The sequence below is a fragment of the Ignavibacteria bacterium genome (assembly GCA_025612375.1).
Lineage (GTDB): Bacteria > Bacteroidota > Ignavibacteria > Ignavibacteriales > SURF-24 > JAAXKN01.
This window is the reverse complement of the sequence record JAAXKN010000006.1, coordinates 164425-185620: the sequence shown is the minus strand read 5'-3', so window position 1 is coordinate 185620 and position 21196 is coordinate 164425. Positions and strand designations below refer to the sequence as shown.

The 21196-nt window shown below is 42.0% G+C and carries 19 protein-coding genes and 1 tRNA gene; 11 read left to right on the top strand and 9 right to left on the bottom strand.

Annotated features, from left to right (window positions below):
* Positions 1 to 121 precede the first annotated feature (121 nt).
* The 7 genes from HF312_06685 to HF312_06655 all read right to left on the bottom strand — a co-directional run bounded on the left by HF312_06685 (position 122) and on the right by HF312_06655 (position 6473).
* Entirely contained in the window at positions 122 to 790 is a 669-nt protein-coding gene (locus tag HF312_06685) for an OmpA family protein (protein MCU7519887.1), read from the bottom strand.
* 378 nt (positions 791 to 1168) lie between these two features.
* Positions 1169 to 2605, bottom strand: coding sequence for a hypothetical protein (locus tag HF312_06680; GenBank protein ID MCU7519886.1), 1437 nt, complete (start codon positions 2603 to 2605; stop codon positions 1169 to 1171).
* Positions 2606 to 3122: 517 nt separating this feature from the next.
* Positions 3123 to 3680, bottom strand: coding sequence for a nuclear transport factor 2 family protein (locus HF312_06675; GenBank protein MCU7519885.1), 558 nt, complete (start codon positions 3678 to 3680; stop codon positions 3123 to 3125).
* A 153-nt stretch (positions 3681 to 3833) separates the two neighbouring features.
* Entirely contained in the window at positions 3834 to 4718 is an 885-nt protein-coding gene (locus HF312_06670; GenBank protein MCU7519884.1) for a nucleotidyl transferase AbiEii/AbiGii toxin family protein, read from the bottom strand.
* Positions 4719 to 4735: 17 nt separating this feature from the next.
* Entirely contained in the window at positions 4736 to 5326 is a 591-nt protein-coding gene (locus HF312_06665) for an Abortive infection protein AbiEi (GenBank protein MCU7519883.1), read from the bottom strand.
* A gap of 177 nt (positions 5327 to 5503) precedes the next feature.
* Positions 5504 to 5577, bottom strand: a tRNA-Arg gene (locus HF312_06660).
* A 236-nt stretch (positions 5578 to 5813) separates the two neighbouring features.
* Positions 5814 to 6473, bottom strand: coding sequence for a hypothetical protein (locus tag HF312_06655; GenBank protein MCU7519882.1), 660 nt, complete (start codon positions 6471 to 6473; stop codon positions 5814 to 5816).
* A 764-nt stretch (positions 6474 to 7237) separates the two neighbouring features.
* Here HF312_06655 and eno point away from each other — a divergent pair.
* The 3 genes from eno to HF312_06640 all read left to right on the top strand — a co-directional run bounded on the left by eno (position 7238) and on the right by HF312_06640 (position 11048).
* A complete protein-coding gene (gene eno, locus HF312_06650; GenBank protein MCU7519881.1) occupies positions 7238 to 8533 on the top strand; it encodes a phosphopyruvate hydratase in 1296 nt (431 codons plus the stop codon).
* A 136-nt stretch (positions 8534 to 8669) separates the two neighbouring features.
* Positions 8670 to 10049, top strand: a complete 1380-nt coding sequence (glnA, locus tag HF312_06645) for a type I glutamate--ammonia ligase (GenBank protein ID MCU7519880.1) — start codon at positions 8670 to 8672, stop codon at positions 10047 to 10049.
* Between the two features lie 108 nt (positions 10050 to 10157).
* Complete coding sequence (locus tag HF312_06640; GenBank protein ID MCU7519879.1) at positions 10158 to 11048, top strand: DMT family transporter; 891 nt, start codon at positions 10158 to 10160, stop codon at positions 11046 to 11048.
* 92 nt (positions 11049 to 11140) lie between these two features.
* Here the strand turns inward: HF312_06640 and HF312_06635 are convergent, their stop codons facing one another.
* Both HF312_06635 and HF312_06630 read right to left on the bottom strand, forming a co-directional pair.
* The gene (locus tag HF312_06635) at positions 11141 to 12382 is read right to left on the bottom strand and encodes a hypothetical protein (GenBank protein ID MCU7519878.1); all 1242 of its coding nucleotides are present in this window, start codon (positions 12380 to 12382) and stop codon (positions 11141 to 11143) included.
* A gap of 72 nt (positions 12383 to 12454) precedes the next feature.
* Positions 12455 to 12967, bottom strand: a complete 513-nt coding sequence (locus HF312_06630; GenBank protein ID MCU7519877.1) for an O-acetyl-ADP-ribose deacetylase — start codon at positions 12965 to 12967, stop codon at positions 12455 to 12457.
* Positions 12968 to 13449: 482 nt separating this feature from the next.
* On the opposite strand from HF312_06630, the gene HF312_06625 reads away from it, so the two are divergent.
* The 8 genes from HF312_06625 to HF312_06590 all read left to right on the top strand — a co-directional run bounded on the left by HF312_06625 (position 13450) and on the right by HF312_06590 (position 21025).
* A complete protein-coding gene (locus HF312_06625; GenBank protein ID MCU7519876.1) occupies positions 13450 to 14112 on the top strand; it encodes a hypothetical protein in 663 nt (220 codons plus the stop codon).
* Between the two features lie 15 nt (positions 14113 to 14127).
* Positions 14128 to 14898: a 4Fe-4S dicluster domain-containing protein gene (locus HF312_06620; protein ID MCU7519875.1), complete on the top strand. Its 771-nt coding sequence runs from the start codon at positions 14128 to 14130 to the stop codon at positions 14896 to 14898.
* Positions 14898 to 16070 (top strand): Ni/Fe-hydrogenase cytochrome b subunit, encoded by a 1173-nt coding sequence (gene hybB / locus HF312_06615; protein ID MCU7519874.1) that lies wholly within the window; start codon positions 14898 to 14900, stop codon positions 16068 to 16070. Before HF312_06620 ends, hybB begins: the two co-directional genes overlap by 1 nt.
* Before the next feature lies 1 nt (position 16071).
* Positions 16072 to 16803 carry a hypothetical protein gene (locus tag HF312_06610; protein MCU7519873.1) on the top strand — a complete coding sequence of 244 codons (732 nt, stop codon included), beginning with the start codon at positions 16072 to 16074 and terminating at the stop codon, positions 16801 to 16803.
* Between the two features lie 12 nt (positions 16804 to 16815).
* The gene (locus tag HF312_06605; protein ID MCU7519872.1) at positions 16816 to 17310 is read left to right on the top strand and encodes a hypothetical protein; all 495 of its coding nucleotides are present in this window, start codon (positions 16816 to 16818) and stop codon (positions 17308 to 17310) included.
* A gap of 208 nt (positions 17311 to 17518) precedes the next feature.
* Positions 17519 to 19126 (top strand): HAMP domain-containing protein, encoded by a 1608-nt coding sequence (locus tag HF312_06600; protein MCU7519871.1) that lies wholly within the window; start codon positions 17519 to 17521, stop codon positions 19124 to 19126.
* Positions 19116 to 20465, top strand: a complete 1350-nt coding sequence (locus HF312_06595) for a sigma-54-dependent Fis family transcriptional regulator (GenBank protein MCU7519870.1) — start codon at positions 19116 to 19118, stop codon at positions 20463 to 20465. The genes HF312_06600 and HF312_06595 overlap by 11 nt, the downstream gene beginning before the upstream one ends.
* On the top strand, positions 20465 to 21025 hold the full coding sequence (locus HF312_06590; protein ID MCU7519869.1) for an archaemetzincin family Zn-dependent metalloprotease: 561 nt from the start codon (positions 20465 to 20467) through the stop codon (positions 21023 to 21025). Before HF312_06595 ends, HF312_06590 begins: the two co-directional genes overlap by 1 nt.
* The last annotated feature ends 171 nt before the right edge of the window (positions 21026 to 21196 follow it).

Here is a 21196-nt window from a genome sequence, read left to right as displayed (position 1 = left end):
GCATGAGGCATATTTTCAGCAGTCCCGCTGCTGAAAACTGTAAAAGAGCCGGATACAGTGTAATTTTAGTGAAAATACCCGGATCCGTAAGTAACGGATCCGGGTATAAAGAAATGTCTTATTAGTTTAATTTGCCTGTTGCTGCATCGTTTTTCATTTTTTCGTTTGCAACAATTCCTATTTCAACACGTCTGTTCTTTGCGCGTCCTTCAGGAGTGTCATTTGAAGCTACAGGATTGCTTTCGCCTTTTCCTACTGTTGTAAGCCTTGAGCTTGAAACACCCAGTGTGGTTACATAATCAGAAACTGCCTTTGCGCGTTTTTCAGAAAGCTTCTGGTTTAACGCTTCCGAGCCTGTATTGTCTGTATTTCCTTCAATTATTACGTTAGTATCAGGATATTTCTTGAGTACATCGGCCAGTTTCTGGACACTTTCTTTTGCCTTTGGCTGCAGCGATGCAGAGTTAACAGCAAAGAGAATGCCTGAATCGAAAGTTATGTTGATGCCTTCACCGACGCGTTCAACTTTTGCATCTTCAATTTTCTTCAGTTCTTCGGCCTGTTTGTCCATATTATGGCCAATAAGAGCACCGGCTGTACCGCCTACAACGCCGCCTATAATGGCACCTGTAGTTGTGCTGCCTGCTGCGTGGCCTATAATTCCGCCAATAAGAGCTCCTGCGCCAGTGCCTATTGCACCGCCTTTAACAGTGTTGCTTGCTCCGCACCCTGCCCATGCAAATAAAGATACGGCAATAAATAATGTCATAATTTTCTTCGTCAAGTTCATAGCATACCTCATTTAATTGTATATAAGAAGTTAATGAAATAATAACCGGGGCTTTTACGTTCACCCCAAAAGATATTGAGTTAGGTAAACAATCTTTTTATGACCTTAATTTTACTACTAATCTGAAAAAACTTCAAATATGTTTTATGATTGTCAAGTATTTATGCCTCGTTAATTTGCGGCAGTAAGCATTTGCTATAGGGGGAAATGATTAGAAATTATCTCCTAAAGTGCAGATTTATGATATGACATAAGGCCGGTTCCAGGCAGAACCGGCCCATTTTTTTGAAATATTCTTATAACCCGAAGGGATTTGAGCCTCCGCCTAAAGCCCTGCGAGCTTATAAAATGTTCAGACTGTATATCCTGTGCTGCTTATTATTTTGCTGCTGATCTTTTTGCTTCCGTTGTAATCTGTTCGGGATAACCCATCAGTTCCAAAAGTTTTATGGCATTTCCGGAAGAGCAGGGACCTTCCTTGATCCTGAAATCAAAATAATACTTTTCGCCTTCCACCTGTTCATTAAAGTGATACATCGAAAAACTATTATTCAGCAGGTCCTGAAGCTCAATATCATGTGTTGTAACCAGTACCAGGTTACTATCAGATAGCTGCTTAAGTACAGCGGCGGAGATCCCAAGCCTTTCAACAGTGTTAGTCCCTCTGAAAATCTCGTCTATTATAAAAAGATATTTCTTCCCGGTTTTGCTGAGCCTTATGAATTTTTGGATCTCTTCAACTTCCGCAAAATAGTAACTCTTTGAGTTCTCAATGCTGTCTTCGATCTTTATGGAAGATTTTACAATCAGTTTTGGGATTACTGCTCTTTTGGAAAGAGTAAAACCAAGCGTTTGGGAAAGAATAATGTTAACCCCTATGCATTTAATAAACGTGGTTTTGCCGGCCATATTTGATCCCGTAATCAAAGCTGAGCGGCTTAATCCGATTATGGAGTTCGGTACCGCCTCATCAAGCAAAGGGTGATAAACCTCGTCGAAGGATATTGAATTTCCTGAAATAAATTCAGGCCTTGAATAAAAAGGGATGCTGCTGATGTAGGACGCGATTGAGATATGGGCATCCAGGCTTGCCACGGCGTCAAAAACCTCTTTAAGTTCAGCTTTGTACCTGTATAATTCAATTACAGATTTAGTATATGCCACAAGATCGAACAGGCAGAACATGTTTAAATATTCAATAACTATTTGCGCAAAAGCATCAAGCTGCGTTTTATCAATTACCAGGTGAGAGACTTTTTTGTTAAGCTTTTTCAGAATCCCTGAATGCTCTTTAAGAACGGAAAGCTGTTCAATTTCTGATTCAGTTACCATATTGGAAAGCTCATAAGCTGAAACAATCAACTTCTTCAGGTTGGAAAAACCGATAAAGGATTCAGCAATTCCTGAAGAATATGTTTTGGTTATTATCAGGTTAAGAACTGACATAAACAGTACAGCAAAAAAGAAAGTGCTGTTATAGAATGCTGCCAGAATAGAAAGAACTGAAAGAGCTGAGGACAAATAAATCAGCAGGGGATACTTAGGAATGACGGGCTTTTCACCCAGGAGAAGACTTATAATAAAGTAAGTATCGTCACTTCGGATTCTCAGCAGGGCAAGCTGTATTTTTTCTCTGACAGCCCGATTTTCTTTGAACAGGTTTATCTGTTTGTAACGCTTATTGAGTATTTCATCATTCTGCTCATATTTATGGAGTAAATGATAGAGATACTGTCTTCCCGGGCCGCTGATATTCCTGTCAATTACGGAGTAGACATCATTAAGATTCAGGTCCGCCCAGGTCTTATCATCCACATAATCATCCCCGGAATCCTTACAGACCAGTTCATGATAATTTTTTATAAGATCGAAATTTGGAATTCTTTCCAGTGGCAGGCCCCAGATAGATCTTAACTTTTCCAGCTTATGTTTACGGGTAAATCTTTTTAGATTTAAGACAGATAGTATTGCTGCATTAATATTGTACATTTTATAAAATTTGTGGCTATGGGAATTCAGAATGTTTGTGAATTTAGTCAAATTTCAGGTGATTCTGAAATCTTTTTCTTCGCTTAGTGGAGATTCAACGGAAGTATCAAGAATTCCGTGTAATTGATTAAATGTTGAAACTATAAAATTATACCTCTTAGTGGAAAGGAGGGATATAATTAGGACGGAAGTATTAGGTATCCTTAGATTTTTATTAACTTATTAAAGGAGAAAATAGTGATTTTGTCAGATAAATGCAGAATAATATTTAAGGCATTTTTCAGGCTGTAAATCAATTAAAGTGCTTTTTTAATATCTTAGATTGAGGATAATGACCCGGCTGTTAGAGCCGGGATTTTTCAAGCTCTTTATTGCCATCAATAAATTTAAGATTGAATTTGAAACTGTCAATTTTCCATCCGTCCTGCAGCTTTAACAAATGAAAATCATAACTGCCCACAAAAACTCGTGTATTATTTTCTGAAGGGTTCGGCAAATAGTGGTAAGCAATTCCATAACAGAATACATCAGCCTGATCTCCATTGAGATCTATCAAAAAGTTTCCCATTTGATGATGGATTGCCTTAAGCTCTTTCAGCCCTGTTTCCCATCCATCTGTTATTTGCCCGGGACTGACCCTCTGTGCTTCGCCGGTCATGTCGAATAGGACGCTTGGGGCAAAGCACTCACGGACTTTGTTCCAATTGCGCTTATCCGTATTGATTACCATTAAGTTTATGACTTGGATTATTTCGTCCTTTGCAATAAGATCAGCCAATGCTTTTTCCATAAATGTTCTCCTGTATTTGTTTGGAATAATATATAATATGCATAATAGCATTCTAAAGCTATACGGCAGAGTTGATTTATTTGAAATACGCCGGATAGGATGGAAGAGCATTTGCCAGCAGGAAACCTTTGTCCCTTTTAAAATAGCAAAAGCCCATTTCTGGGCTTTTATGCTGGTATCCCCTATTATATGACGTTAGAACCTGTTTGCTTTCTGTTGAATTAAATTTACCAAATGTATTTAGAAATGATTTCCTATAGGGTATTACTCCCATTTCCATTTCGAGGGATTCCATGTGCTTGCATTTTCTTCTGTAAATATTGGATCAATAAATATTTTGATTTTATTTACCGCTTCCGAAAAATTATAGCCGGGGTTCAATTTGCTCCGGCTCAGAAATACTTTCCACATATCCTTCCTCTGAGGATCCTCCTTAAACTCACTGCTGAAAACTAATTCACGCTTTTCAATATCTGTTCCCCTGTTACTGAATGTTGCCATTAACGCATTCTTCAGGCTATCTTTTTTGAAATTATAGAAATCAGCAAAATAGATTATATCATAAACATCTTTAACTCTGCTGGTGAATAAATTTATAGAAACCATAGCCTCAAATTTTTCTGCCAAAGCTGATTCAATTGAATAGGCTTTTAGCCGTGGGGCAGGGAAGTCAAGCAAAGCGGGGAAAATCAGATCTGCCGGACCAGGTACTATCTTGTCATCAAACCCGATGTCAATTTGAAGTCTTTCCCGTATATTCAGCAAAAATGCATCAATCTTTACTCTTACTCCATGATAGTTCCCATCCTCGGCAATAATTTCTGTTCTAATATTTTCATAATCAAAAACCAGTCCGTCCTCATATCCAACTTGTAATATCTCTTTGAAAATTGCTTTAATATCTTTCTCGTCATTAGAAATCGAGCTGCCAAGAAAATCAATATCTTTGGTGGGCCTTAGGCGGCTTATATCATAAGCAATAAAAAGAAGTGCTCCTTTCAGAATAAAACTATTCCCATAAACAGACTTGGAAAGTCGGTAGAGAAATCTTTCCTGTACGTATTGTCTAATTATGCTTTGAAATTCCTTCCCAGACTGAAGGGAAACATTTCTTAGTCGCTCCCGGACGGAAGCAGGAATATTGCTTATTGATCTCGGTTATTTCATTAAATCATACCCTTTAAATAAGGAGCAATTTTTTCTTTTATGCCGCAAATAACTGAATACTGGGCGAGCCTGCTTATATCTTTCTTGCGTTCACGCATGTAGTTTTTAAGTGATTCAATAGCAACATCTTCGCCGGTTTTATTTATATATCGAAAAAGGTCTATTATAGTTTTTTCTTTATTATAGATCTTGATAAGGCCGCTTTTTGTATTCATTTCTTCAATGCCGGTACTGTAAAATTTATCAGTCCAGTAATAGACTTTAGTTGGAGGATAGTCGAGCTTGAATTTACTTGTATTATGAGGCACTGCTACATAAATCTCGGAAGGATTGAATGTGGTTAGGTCATAATAGGCAGCTGCTGAAAGCAGACAGATTACAGCTCTTTTATTAGCATTACATACATCGGCAAAACTTTCGTGTTCATCCCAGGGATAATTGTTAAGTTTATAAAGACCGGGAGAAACTTTTGTAAGCAGTCCCTCTTGAACTGCTTTTGAGATTTGGCGTGTTTGGATACCAGATCTCTTCAGCTCTTCCATACGGGAGTAACCATTGTTGCGGATAAAAATATTTTGAAGCTTATTCATATTGTTCTGCTTGATGCGTTTGCAAGGCAAATATACGAAATATGCCTTAAAAAAGAATCATAATTTTAAGTGCAATTTAAAAAATTGATAATTGACAGTATGCCAGATATAAAGTTTGTTGGAAACAAAAAGGTATGCTTTAAAATGATAAAAGCCCATTTCTGGGCTTTTTCGTTGTACCCCCGAGAGGATTCGAACCTCCGACCTGCGGTTTAGGAAACCGACGCTCTATCCTGCTGAGCTACGGGGGCAGATAGATAAATTTTAATGTAAACCCTTCGAAATCTCCTTCGAACCTCCGTCCCGAAAGCTTTCGGGATTGGGAAACCGTCAATTTCATTGATTACGGGGGTATTTTGCAGAATTTTTCTAATTCAGGTTATTAATATAACCAATTTTGGGCATTAATAAAATAAAAAATGGATTCTTATAGAATTGAAATTTCAAAGCCTGCCGAAAACTCGCGGCAGGCTTTGAAACTTTCTATTCAGTCCGGAAAGCACACCGGACCTGACCCACCTCCATAGGGGGCGGGAAGCTGGATAGTTTTATACTTGCCGTGGTATATAAGTTCTGTTGTTATGGTAACATTCTGCCCCGTGAAATCATCGTTGAAAAGAGATATACCCTGCCGGCTGAATTCCTTTACCAGACCTATACTGTCTGCAAACCACAGCGTAAGCGTATCCTTCCCCTGGGACATTGCTCTCCTTAATGTCTGATAAGTTATTCCGTTTACCGTTATTGTTTCCCTGGTAACCTCATTTTCAGCGTACTGGTGCTTAAAGAGGGGGAAGAGCCCTTCAGGGGGATTGTCTCCCAGTGAGTAAATTACTCCGGCGCTGTCTTTTATACCTAATACTGAAGCATACGAGGTGCTGTCGGCAATCCTTCCCAAAATAGCCTTGAAATCGCCTCTTCTGAATGAGTAGGTCCCGATGCTCATGTAAAATGTCACGAGGCTTTTCCCGTCTTTGCTTAGGGCGTTCGATGAGTATCTCCAGGTGTTGGATTGATCAGTAGGGAAGTAATCGCCCGAAATGAGTGGGGCTTCTTTGGGCCCTGTGGGCTCATCTTTTGAACATCCCGGAATGAGAAAAAGAAATGTGCTTAAGGCTAAAAGAATCTTGAGTGCGCCGGTTTTCATTTTATCCCTTTTTTGTATATGTGTGCCCTTTTTGGGCTGCAGCTTAAAAATTAAAAAGACTGAATGAAATTTTGGAAAACCAAACGGCATTGTCAAGTAATTTACGGATAACCCTGCCCGGGTTCCGAATCCGATTTTCCCTTTTTTTTGAAAAAGAAAAAACGCAAGCGATGAGGCTTCAGCGCTTGCATTCTTCTTCTTATTATTAATATATTCTTCTGTTGTGACTGATTTTTTTTGCTTTGGACTGTATTGGATCATGTCTATAACAATACCGGAACCGGCATTAATGACCTTAAAATTGTTTGAATTTGAGCCGTTTTCAAGGGAATTGGCGCAATTTAAACCTGTCTCAAAACCCGTCTCAATTTTTGCAAAAACCGTGTCTCTGAATTTAAGCATGATTTTTCTTAAGATTTTGACGCAGTAATCCATAACGCCTCCTGTTGAGGGAATAATGTGGACGGATCCTTTAAGTCTGCTCCTGGAGTGCCTGAGGAAATTTTGCATGATTATTTAACATTACTGTAAAAAGGTAAGCATAATTTTTACAAAAGTAAGTGAGACAGGTCACAGAAAATCAGCTTCCGGAAGCTGTCTTACACAGAACACGGAATCCGCTGCCCGTGTGCCGGGGATGGGCAGGTGGGTCAATCCCTGAACTTTATTGTGAAATGAAGTTAAAATATCGGCGATTTAAATTGCTTTTACTCAAGCTTCTTTATAATTTTGAACATGTATTTTTATTAACGAGAGGAGGAATAATGACTACAATTGTTGATGTTATCGGAAGGGAGATATTGGATTCCAGAGGCAACCCTACTCTGGAGGTTGAAGTTGAACTTGAATCTGGCGTTGTAGGCCGTGCTGCTGTTCCAAGCGGCGCTTCTACAGGCGAACACGAAGCAGTCGAATTAAGAGACGGTGATAAATCACGCTATATGGGTAAAGGTGTTCTTAAGGCAGTTGAGAACGTTAATGACAAGATCGCTGACGAAATCATAGACTTTGATGCTCTCGATCAGGTCGGTATCGACCAGTTCTTAATCGAACTCGACGGCACACCAAATAAATCAGTCTTCGGCGCTAACGCAATCCTTGGCGTTTCAATGGCTTGCGCTAAAGCTGCTGCTGCTGCACTTGGACTTCCTTTGTACAGGTATTTAGGCGGCGTTAACGCACGCACTCTGCCTGTTCCAATGATGAACATCCTTAACGGCGGAAAGCATGCAGATAACAACGTTGATTTCCAGGAATTCATGATCATGCCTGCAGGTGCTCCGAACTTTGCAGAGGCCCTCAGAATGGGTACTGAAACTTTCCATTCACTCAAATCAGTACTCAACAAGAAAGGCTACAACACTGCTGTCGGCGATGAAGGCGGATTTGCTCCTAACCTTAAATCAAACGACGAGGCTCTGGAAGTAATCCTTGAAGCTATTACTAAAGCCGGATACAAACCGGGAACAGATATCTTCCTGGCACTCGACGTGGCTTCCAGCGAAATGTTCCAGAAGGAAAGCAACAAGTACCAGCTCTTCAAATCAGACAAGTCTGAAAGAACAGCCGCACAAATGGTTGACTTCTATTCAAACTGGGTACGCCAGTATCCTATCGTTTCAATTGAAGACGGCCTCGATGAAAACGACTGGGAAGGATGGTCAATGCTTACTGAGGCTCTCGGCAACAAGATCCAGCTCGTTGGCGACGATCTTTTTGTAACCAACACAGAACGCCTTGAAACCGGTATCGAAAAGGGTATTGCTAACTCAATCCTTATTAAGGTTAACCAGATCGGTACTCTTACCGAAACCCTCGACGCTATCGAAATGGCTAAGAGAGCAGGCTATACAACCGTTATCAGCCACCGCTCAGGCGAAACTGAAGATACTACAATCGCCGACATCGCTGTTGCTACTAACGCAGGACAGATCAAAACTGGCTCCGCTAGCCGTACAGACAGAATTGCCAAGTACAACCAGCTCCTCAGAATTGAAGAGGATCTGGATACTACTTCAATATTCCTCGGCCTTGCAGCCATCAATTGCGTTGTTGAATAACTGACACAATATATGTTCTTTGAGGCGCCTGAGCAATCAGGCGCTTTTTTGTCTCTGGACAAACCGGCTGAAACTGAAAATTTATAACACAGCTTCTTTGTCCCACTAAATTATTTTCCAATAATCAGGGGTCGCTATGCCAGAGAATGTTCTTCAAAGCTGCAATAATCTGATCAAAAAAAATAATATTGAGATAATCGACTTAAAAACAATCGACCTTTCGGGTCGCCTGCACCACATTTCACTTCCTTTTTATCCCGGACTTTTAACAAAACTTATGAACGAGGGCGTCGGCTTCGACGGCTCCAGCTTCGGCTTCAGCAAGGTGGAAAACAGCGATATGATCATGATACCGGACCTGGAAACCGCTGTTATTGATCCTTTCCGCGAGGCTCCGACTTTAAGCTTTTATTCACACATAGTTCTAACTGACGGCAAACGCACACCGTTTTCACAGGACGGGCGCTTCCTGGCCAAGAAAGCCGAAAAGCTGCTCAAGGAAATTACGGGCGCCGATAAATCGCTCTGGGGTCCTGAATTTGAATTTTATATCTTCTCCAAGGTCGAATACGATACGCGCACCTCTTCTTCATTCTACAGGGTGGAGCATGCAGAGGAATTCTATAAAAGAGCCTACCATGCGGCTAACCCGTTTGATGTTTACGACGACTTCCGTGACGAGGCCTCGAAGCTTCTGCAGAGGTTCGGAATTAAAGTAAAATACCACCACCACGAGGCCGGCGAACGCGGTCAGCAGGAAATTGAAACTTATTTCCACGACCTGCTTTCAACGGGCGATAATATTGTTACAAGCAAATACGTGCTCTTTAACCTCGCGCGCCAGAAGGACCTTTTTATTACTTTTATGCCGAAGCCGATGTACCAGCAGGCAGGCAACGGCATGCACCTGCACATGTTTCTAACCAAAAACGGGAAGAACGCTTTCTACAAAAAAGGCGAGTACGGAAACATCAATGAACTGGGGCGCTTTTTCATTGGCGGAATGCTCAGGCACGGGCCTGCTCTTTCTGCCTTTACAAACCCCAGCACCAATTCTTATAAGCGCCTCGTGCCGGGCTTTGAGGCTCCCGTGGCACTCACGTATGGACAGGGAAACCGCGCCGGTGCAATCAGAATACCCAAGTACGTTACAAACCCCGAAGAAACCCGTTTTGAATACCGCCCGCCCGATGCAACTGCAAACCCTTATCTCTGCATCACGGCAATGCTCCTTGCGGGTCTGGACGGCGTGGTAAATAAGATCGATCCGGTCAAGGAAGGCTTCGGCCCTTACGACAAGAATATAGATGAAGGCTGCAAGGACAGCATTCACTTCCTGCCCAGAAACCTCTCTGAAGCGCTCGACGCACTGGATCTCGATAACGAATTCCTGAAGCGCGGAGGTGTCTTTACAGATGAGCTCCTTCAGCAGTGGGTAAAGCTCAAACAGGAAGAGATCAAGTCCATAGGCACTATGCCGCATCCGTTTGAATATAAGATGTACTTTAATCTGTAGGCAGAGGTTGAGGTTAAGGTTGAGGTTTAGTAAATTAGCGGGCCGGAGATCTATTGCTTCGGCCTCTAATTCATAATTCAACATTCATAATTCATAATTATTTCCCCGATGTCGTACACAGGTGAACTAAGTGCTCTTATAACTGCCATACTCTGGTCGTTTACGTCAATATTCTTTTCCGAAGCTTCAATTCGCGTTGGATCATTCCAGGTAAATATAACAAGGCTCGTCCTTGCGTCCATATTCCTTATTGCCACAATTGCTTTAACGGGGCTGTCTCTCATGCTTTCGGCCTCCCAGATATTCTATCTTGCCGTAAGCGGACTTATAGGGCTCATATTCGGCGATACATATTTATTCAAGGCATACCAGCATATAGGAGCGCGACTAAGCCAGCTTTTGATGGCATCTTCGCCTGCAATGACTGCAGTCATGGCTTATTTCTTTTTGGGTGAACATTTTTCAGTCTGGGGAATTGTCGGAATTGTTGTAACGCTTACAGGCATCTCAATGGTCGTAATGGAGAAGAACGAACAGCCCATTGCCAAATACACTATCAGCAGGATCGGAATTTTCTACGGCATAATGGGGGCTCTGGGGCAGGCGGCTGGAATTATCTTTGCCAAACTGGCCTTTCAGGAAGGGGATATAAACGGATTTGTTGCCACTTTCATCAGAATATTTGCTTCAGTTGTGGTAATACTTCCGGCAGGAATAATCTTTAAGCGTTATAAAAATCCTCTCAGGGTTTTTTCATCTGACAGGAAAGCCTTTGCATACACTACTGCGGGTTCCATTCTTGGTCCTTACCTCGGCATTACATTCAGCCTTATAGCTGTTGCAAAAACAAATGCCGGAATAGCATCAACCATAATGTCCACTTCGCCAATTATCATGCTTCCGATGATAAAATATTTTTACAAGGAAAAGCTTTCATGGAAGTCTATACTGGGGGCATTTGTTGCCGTAAGCGGTGTGGCAATTTTGTTCCTCAGGTGAGAAGTCAATTAAAAATTAAAAATTAAAAATTAAAAATTAAAAATTAAAAATTAAAAGCCCGGACATCTGATATCCCCGGGCTTTTTTATTGGTTAGTTTTTGAATAGGCTCAAATCGGGTTTGTATTTTCTGGGTCTCGAAATCTCGTAGTTGTAAATTACCTTCCCAAGGTTTTTTAAGAACGGAAGGCCTATCTGATCGTATTCATACTTGTCATCGTTAAATATCTCGTCACTGTTTACATAAATTACAGCCGTTACAAAGAATTCTACCTTTTTGTCAAAATCCACTATGTAGGCGTTGTCAGTAAGGTATCCGTAGGCCAGGCCTATCTTGTTGAAAATTCTTATGTTTGACGGAATGGTATCTTTCGTTCCCCCGTACATCAGGAATTTAACATTTGCATCGGGGTACTCTTTTAAGTCGTACTTCGGGTAATCGCTTTCCCTTCCAAGCATCGGCATGTACTTATACAAAAATTTGTAATCATCCTGTGTCAGGTTAAACCTTTCATCCTTAGGGAAGCTTTCAGGAAATATTACTCTTCTTAAAATTCCCTGCAGGCTTTCAACTGAGATGTAATTGCTGTATGTAAAATCCTTTGGCTTATTTATAAGGCTGTCTCCTGCCATAAAGCCGTTTCCCCTGAAAAGGGTAGGGAGGTCATTCTGATACTGGACCGGGTTAACCTGTCCGGGCTGCTCATAAATAATTTTGTCTTTGTCGTAGAATGTAAAGGGATTTGTGTGCCTGTTTTCTTCAGGTGACAGGGCAACTGAAACTCTGTGCTGGAGCTTCAGGTCCTTAAGCCCACGCTTCCAGAGCTCTTCGTTTAAGTATTTCTGTCCAACAAATTCATACGTCCTGTTAAAAGCGTCGTTGTCGCTTGCAAGGAAGATCTTTTTTATATAATGGGCAATAGAAGGAAGCCCGTCTTTTGAGCTCATGTCCTTCAGAACACGCGACTGTCCGGAGTAGGCGCTGTCAATTCTGAGGGATGTGTATTTATCAAGCCCCTTCATATTAAGCTCATTTAACTTCTGAAGCGAAAGCACGGCGCCTGCTATTTTAACCGAGCTTGCGGGATAGAAGTAACTGTTCTTATTCACATTGTATTTATACGTGGTAAAATGGGGCCTGTTCTTCCTGTCGCGGTCAACCTGCGTATAAAGGATCTGGACCTGGTATTTTGAAGGGTTTGCCGCCACTTCAGGAAACAGGCTGCTGTGTGCTTTTATAAGGCTGTCCAGGAGTGCTGCATTTTTATTCTGCGGAAAAGCTGCTCCTGAAGAAATAAGGACAAATAAAGTAATAAAGGAAAAGTATTTTTTCATGGTTAAAGTAGTAGTAAGTGATTAATAAACTGACATGAAAAATACTATTCCCTCAAATACGATCCAAGCCCTTTACTTCCCGTTAAGCAGCTTTCTGTATGTCGAATAGTCGCCGCGGCTGAAGCAGACGAAAATCACCTTTTCGATTGACGAGTTTTCTTCAAGGAATTCCTTTACCTCTTTTACTGCAATTCCGGCTGCGCGTTCAAAAGGAAAGCCGTAGACTCCCGTGGAAATTGAAGGGAAAGCAATAGTTTTAACTCCGTTTTGTTTTGCAAGCTTAAGTGAGTTACGGTAGCACGAGGCAAGAAGATTGTCTTCGTTAAAATCCCCGCCGCGCCATACGGGTCCCACCGTATGTATAACGTATTTAGCAGGCAGTTTGTATCCTTTTGTAATTTTGGCGTCTCCTGTAATGCATCCGCCGAGAGCCCTGCATTCCTCTTTTAGTTCGGGGCCCGCAGCTCTGTGGATTGCGCCGTCAACGCCTCCTCCGCCAAGGAGTGTTGTATTGGCGGCATTTACAATGGCATCCACGTGAAACTTTGTTATATCGCCTTCTTCAACTGTCATTTTATCCGTCATATAAACTCCCCATTTATCCGGTATTCAAAAATGTTAGTTGTATAAATTACGAAAATAAGACACTTCAAATCAATCCGGCATTTTACCCCGGGCTTTGCAGTCTGTCTCTATTTAATTTTTCATCACTCCTGAGTGCCTTCTGTTGAATTAATTACATACCGGGAACAAAGGAAATGTGAAAAATTCATCAATTTTATGCAAAAAGTGTAAATAATCTCAACATAACGGTGTAGAGAAATTAAACACTTCAATAATGCCCAAAACGGAATAAAAACGCGGTTTATGGGGGTTTCGCGGAACTGATGTAGAAATCTTCTACAAATATGCCGTTTTATGCCTGTTTTTCCGTTACCGTCTTAATTTCACATAAGTTATTTCATTGTAATTAGTTATGAGAATGCGAGTTTCGATATTGTGAAATGGTACACAATTTGTTGTATTATTTATATACAAAAAACACATTCATAACGAGGAATAAAATCATGGTCGCTTTATTTGTAGTTTCAACATTTGTTCTATTTATAGTAATAGACATTTTTGTGTTAAAAGCTCAGCGGAAGAACCATCCGGCCCTGGAGAAAACACCCGGCGCTGTTTTCAATAAAAGCAGCCTCGCTCATCCTGAATTGGTCTACGTTTCAAAAGGCCATACCTGGGCACAGAAGCTTCAGGACGGGACTGTTAAGGTAGGGGTAGATGATTTTGCGCTAAAGGCATTAGGAAGATTATCGGTTACCAAAATTGCTTCAGAACAGACTAAGGTAAAACAGGGAGATGTCATTCTTGAAGGCTCCTGCAGTAAAAATGTTTTCAAATTCAGAAGTCCCGTTGAAGGCACTGTAAAACTTGTCAACACTTCAATTCTGAACAAGACTCTTACAGAACCTTTTACAAATGGCTGGGGACTGGTTATCACTCCTTCCGACTGGGAGAAGAATAGTAAGTTGCTCAAAACCGGAGAATCACTTTCTGCTTGGCTGAAAGAAGAATTTAGAAGGATGAGAGATTTTATTGAAGTAAGTGCCGTTAAACCCGAGCTGGCAGGCGTTACAATGCACGATGGCGGTAACATCGTTGAAGGCGCAATTGCCAACATTGATCAATCAGGCATGGAAAACTTTGAAAAAGAATTTTTAACCTTCTAAATTTTGAGGACCATAATGAGTAAACAGAAAGGACTACTTTACGACTCGACCATGTGCGTCGGTTGCGGTGAATGCTATAACGCTTGCAAAAAACAGAACAAGCTTAAAGATACCAATTCAGATTTCTTAAAAGATCATCTTTCAGCAGATACATACACGGTTGTTGAACAGCACGGAGACCTTTATGCCAGGAAGATGTGTATGCATTGTACAAAGCCGACCTGCGCTTCGGTTTGCCCGGTCGGAGCATTTGAAAAATCTAAAGAAGGCGCCGTAATTTATGACGCCGAAAAGTGCATAGGCTGCCGCTACTGCATGCAGGCATGCCCTCATCAGATCCCGCGTTATGAATGGAGCAGCACAAATCCCAGGGTCCGCAAGTGCATCATGTGTCACGACAGGGTTGCAAAAGGCCTTCCCTCGGCCTGCTCTGAAGCATGCCCCACAGGCGCCACGAAGTTCGGAGATATGGATGAACTGATTGCCGAAGCCAAGCAGAGGCTGAAAGACAGTCCCGATACTTACTATCAGCACATTTACGGGCTTGAGGAAGCCGGCGGTGGCAACGTACTGGTACTTGCTTCAGTGCCGTTTGAAAAATTAGGCTATACACCGAATCTGCCGAAGGAAGCGCTGCCTGAGCTGACGGGCCGTGTAATGGAAAAGATTCCTACTATTGTTGCCGCAGGCGGTGTATTTCTGGGTTCGATGCACTGGCTTACAAAAAGAAAAAATCAGATAGCCAGGGAGAAAAGGGATGAACAATTAAAGAGGAATGAACACTAATGAAAAAAACTAACTTTTTTAAACTTACGTTTTGGAAAACCCTAGGTATTATTATCATGGTTTTCGGCCTGTACTCCAGCTATATCAGATTCTTCAAGGGTTTAGGTGCCTCTACGCGCTTAAGCGATGCGATTCCCTGGGGCTTATGGATCGGCTTCGATTTTCTGGGCGTCGGCCTTGCAGCCGCAGGTTTTACGATTGCAGTTACGGTACACGTATTTAATGTTCATAAGTATGAGCCGATCGTCCGTCCGGCAATACTGACCGCCTTTATCGGCTACATGCTCGTAGTGCTCCTGCTGGTAATTGATCTGGGGCGCCCGCAGAACTTCTGGCATCCCCTCATAATGTGGAATATTCACTCGGTAATGTTTGAAATTACATGGTGCGTTATCTGCTATTCAACCATTCTTTCTCTTGAATTTGCCCCGGTAATTCTGGAGAAATTTCATTTGAAGGCCCCCATAAAAATTCTTAGGAAAATTTCTGTTCCTGTCGTAATTTTGGGTGTCCTTTTTTCAACTTTGCATCAGTCTTCATTTGGTTCGTTGTATCTTATTGTTCCGGGAAGGTTATATCCCCTGTGGTATTCAAATTTGTTGCCGGTTAACTTCTTTATCTCATGTATCAGCGCCGGTTTATCTATGATTATCTTTGAATCATACCTGAATGCCAGGACTTTCAATGTGGGTCTTAAGGTTGATATCCTTTCAGGATTAGGCAAGATAGTATTATATGCGTTATCAATCGGTTTTATTGTCAGAATGACGGATATGATTGCAGCAGGCAAACTGCCTTACTTACTCATTCCCCGTACTGAAACTTACATGTTCTATACAGAATTAATTATCGGAACGTTCATCCCTGTTTTTCTGCTCAGCCAGAAAAAATACAGGACTAACAGGTTCTGGCTGTACATTACTTCCATTTTTGTACTGTCGGGATTTGTTTTTAACAGAATGAATGTTGCAATAACGGGGCTGGCAGATTCAAGTAAGACTTCATATTTCCCGACGTTCGATGAAATTTGTATAACCGCAATGCTGGTAGTGATCGGTATGTGGGGATTCAGTACAGTTGTTAAGTATTTTAATGTATTTGAGGATGAAGATTCCAGTGATGCTTCAGCAGAAGAGGCTGTGGAAGATAAAGAAATAATATTTGAGAAATAAAATGTCAAAGCAAGAAGATAAGGGGAAAAGGCTCTTTCATGATATTAAATGTATCTGGATGGAGTCGAATAATGTCGGTTATAAACTTTGCGACAGGGGATTTGACTGTGAGAACTGCTCGTTCGATAAGGCGATCAGAAACGCGGCTCAGCCTGCCAGCAAGGCCGAACCGGCAAGAAGCAACGACGTGATACAGCGTATTATAGATCACATCGGCAGCGAGGAATTAAACTCGAATTACACTTATCTGCAGAATCATTTGGTCTTGAAGAATCTTTTTAATCATACATTTTATCTGGGCTTAAGCCCTCTGGCAATGCACCTGCTGGACCAGTACAGTTCGGTTGAATACTGCGTGGGTCCGGGAAACGTGTCTCAGGGGGACAGAATAATCGAAATCAAAGGAGATTGGGGATCGGTCGATATTACTTCCCCAATGAGTTTTACCTGTCTGGGTAAGATCAATACTGAAGAAAAAGAGGATTCGCTGGTCAGGTGGTTCAGCCTCATTAAGGCTTCTGAGGAGGAGATGAATGCAAACACACTTCCTGTATCCGATTATCACAGGGATATTGTAAAGGTGACAAAAAAAATAACACAGATTCAATTGAATTATCCTGATGTCGGCTATACGATGATGGACGGCGGCGTAAAGCTGCAGTTCCTTTATCAGATAATAGGCACGGATAATTATTTGAATATTCTAAACTCATTGTTCAATAAATCAAAATAAGGATGTAAAAAGATGAAAATCCAGTTCAGTATGTTACTTGTCCTGTTACTTATGCTCTCTTTCTCCACAAACAGTTTTGCAGGGCCAAGCTTTACAGGCGTTAAGACCTGCGGAGCCTGCCACAAGGGTGCCAAAGGCAAAAATATTTTCGAAAAATGGCAGTCAACAGACCACGCAAAAGCTTTTGAAACACTGAAAAGCCAGAAGTCAAAAGACATTGCTGCAAAAATGAAAATTTCAGATCCTACTACTTCAGATAAATGCCTCAACTGCCATGTTACTAATACTGCCAAGAAAGACGAAGGCGTTTCATGCGAAAGCTGCCACGGAGCAGGTTCCGACTATAAGGCAATGAATGTAATGAAAGATCACAATCTTGCAAAACAGAAAGGCCTCATTCTTGGTAAAGGCGATGCCTCTTTGTGCAAAAAATGCCATAACCCGAACAGCCCGACATACAAGCCGTTCGACTACAACAAAAAATGGAATATGGTTAAGCATTCATAATTCTCTTTCTGGAAATTTGCTCAAAAGCCTGCCCGTCTCAAAGCTGACGGCAGGCTTTTTTGCCTTAAAGCCCTCCTTCTCCCTGCTGCTCCGGGAATTGTTGCTGAGCCTAAATTATTCTTCTAAAAGCACCCTCTTGTCCTGTGAAATTCCTTGCAATTCACGGCATAATTAGATAGTTTTTGGTGAGAATTTTAAGCTATATTCCATGAAGATCAAATTTTATAATAAACTAAGTTTCAAGCTGATATTAGTAATATCGCTGATCCTGCTTGTTAACCTTGGCTTCCAGACTATCTATACCCTTACCACGCTTGAAAAAGACCTTACGAACTCATATTCGCAGAATGCGTACAATATGAGCGATATTATAAAAAAATCCACGCGCTACAGCATGCTCTTAAACCATAGCTATGATGTGCATCAGATCATTAAGACTATCGGAACGGAAACAGGCGTGGAGAAGATCAGGATATACAATAAGCTCGGCCGCGTGATATTCTCAACCGACAGCACGGAAATCTCCTCCCTGATGAATAAAAACGCCGAGGCCTGCGTTGCCTGCCACAGCGATGGGAAGCACGTTTCAATCCTCCCTGTAAAAGATAAAATAAGGCTCTTCAGGAAAAATGACGGCTCCAGGGTACTGGGACTCATAAACCCGATTTACAATGAGGACGACTGCTGGAATTCCGGCTGCCATGCCCACGATAAGAATGTAAAAATACTGGGCGTGCTGGACGTTGTGATTTCAATGAAGGAAGCCGATAGCATTATATCGAGCAATATTTCAAACGTGGTTGCCACATCTATACTTGTTACCTTAATCATTGCAATTGCCATATGGCTGTTTATCTCAATTGTCGTTAACCGCCCGGTAAAGAAGATTACAAAGGGGATCGAGGAGCTCGGAAAAGGAAACCTGAACTACAAAATAGATGTACGCTCGCAGAACGAGCTGGGTAAAATGGCAGGCCAGTTTAATGATATGGGAAGCAAGCTCGACCTGGCCTATAAGGAAATTAAAGAGTGGTCGGAGACTCTTAACGAAAAGGTAAAAGAAAAAACTGAGGAACTTAAGAAGATCTACGACCAGATCATACAGATTGAAAAACTGGCCTCACTTGGAAAGCTCTCGGCTACGGTGGCCCACGAGCTGAATAACCCTCTGGAAGGCATTTTAACTTACAGCAAGCTGATTTCCAGGAAAATTCAGAAACAGCCCGAAAGCGACGAGAACAAGAAGCTGCTCGAATTCCTGGAGCTGATTTCAGATGAATCATCGCGCTGCGGAAGGATCGTTAAGGACCTCTTGCTATTCTCGCACAGGGGTGAGGATGAATTTAATTCGGAAAACATTGTTTCCATAATTGATAAATGCATACAGCTGATCAACCATCACCTGGAGATCCATAAAATTAAGCTTGTAACCGATTATCCCGAAGAATGCGTAAAGATAAACGTGGATTCGCAGAAGATACAGCAGGCTCTGATGTCGTTACTCATTAATGCCATTGAAGCCATGGCGCACGGCGGCTGCATCAAGGTATCGGTTGTAAATGAAAAAGAATATGTGGCCATCAGAATTATAGATGAAGGCAGCGGTATAATGCCTGAACACCTGCCGCATATATTCGAACCTTTCTATTCTACAAAACAGAAGAAGGGTACCGGCCTGGGTCTTGCGGTTGCCTATGGCATAATTGAACATCACAAGGGAAAAATTGAAGTTGAAAGCACTTCCCCAAAGGGAACAACTATAAAGGTAAGTTTGCCGTTAAGAAAAAACAACAGCAGAGATCAACATGAAAAATAAAACCAGAATATTAATTGTAGACGACGAAAAAATTGTAAGAGAATCCCTGTTACACTGGTTTGAGGAAGAAGGTTACGAAGTGGATACTGCCGAGGACGCTGAGGCAGCACTCAGAACAATAGATAAGGGCAAGTATGAGCTGATGCTCGTCGACATGAAGATGCCGGGCATGAGCGGGCTCGAACTGCTGGATAAAGTAAAGGAAATTGACAAGGACACCATCTTTATTCTAATAACCGCCTTTGCCTCTGTCCCTACGGCCATCAAGGCCCTTAAGAACGGTGCGTACGATTACATCACAAAGCCTATAGATCCCGACGAACTGGCACACATTGTTGAAAAGGCCATTCATCAGAGGGCGCTCAGGCAGGAAAACGAGCAGCTCAAGGATAATATCGATGAGATAATAAAGCCCGACAACCTTATAGGCGAAAGCCGCCAGATGATTAAGATTTTCGACCTTATCAATACTGTAGCCCAGACGGATACCACGGTAATGATACGTGGCGAAAGCGGAACAGGCAAGGAACTGGTGGCCAAGGCAATCCATATAAACAGCAAGAGAAAGTATTTCCCGATTGTAACTGTAAACTGCGGAGCCCTGGCTGAAACACTTCTGGAATCGGAGCTCTTCGGCCACGAGAAAGGCGCATTTACGGGTGCCCACTACAAGCGCAAGGGCAAATTTGAAATGGCTGACGGCGGAACAATATTTTTAGATGAGATCGGAACCGTTTCTCCCAAAATGCAGATTGAGCTTTTAAGGGTAATTGAAACAAAGCAGTTTACGCGCGTCGGCGGAAATGAAAATATCAAAAGCGATTTCAGGGTCATTGCCGCAACAAACGAGCCCCTGGAAAACCTCCTCAAGGAGGGAAAATTCAGGGAGGATCTCTATTACCGCCTGAATGTATTTACCATTTTCCTGCCTCCTTTGAGGGAAAGGCGCGATGATATTCCTGTGCTGGCCTACTACTTCATGAACAAGTTTAACGGGGCCATGAACAAGAATATCAAGAACATTTCCAACGAGGCGATGGATTTTCTTGTCAATTACAGCTGGCCCGGAAACGTGCGCGAGCTTGAAAACGCAATTGAACGTGCACTCGTTGTGGGCAGGGGCGACTCAATTAAGATTGAGGACCTGCCGTTCCATGTGACTCCGAACAACAGGATTGACGATGACGGCGACAAGAGCCTGGAGAGCATGGAGAAAAGGCATATTATGAACGTGCTCGAGATGAATAACTGGAATATCTCTAAAAGTGCAGAAGCCCTGCAGATCGACCGCGTTACTTTGTACAACAAAATCAATAAATATGGATTTCGTAAATCCTGATGAATTTTTTTATTGCTCCTGTTGAATTTTCAAATGTCTCGGTATTACACAGCATAGTAAAAAATATTTCCGGCATCTTTAAGGATAAAGTTTCAGTCATTTCTCTGCCCGTCAACACGGCTGCAGCATTCTCCAGGGACAGGGGGCAATATTTTTCGACACAGCTTATTGCCGATGCCATTAAGCTTACCTCAGGCTACGACGGCAAGGTGCTTATGCTTGTGGAATTTGATCTGTTCGTCCCCGTCTTTACCTACGTCTTCGGTGAGGCACAGCTTAACGGAAAGCACTCCATTGTATCCGTCTGCCGCCTGCACGAGGAATTTTATTCGGGCAAGACAAACGACAAGCTTTTCATTGATAGAACAATTAAGGAAATACTCCATGAGCTGGGGCACAATATGGGCCTCATTCACTGCAGGAGCTGGGATTGTGTAATGCATTCCTCGCAGGGAGTTGAAGAAATTGACATCAAGGGGCAGTTCTACTGCCCCGACTGCATGGAAATCCTTTCAAATAACGGCTTTAAGGACAGTTTTGTTGCTCTTCCGGCTGATTAAGTCCACTTCCGCCTTTACCCTTGGTGCAGCGTTTTACCCGCAAATTGTGTCTCAAATTCAAAAAATTCAGTTTGTAAATAGGCTGAAATATCTTTACCTTTTATAAAATCTCAGGTCCAGGGCTCAAAAATCATAAAAAATATGTCTGCATCTGGTCAGGCCGGCTTTTCA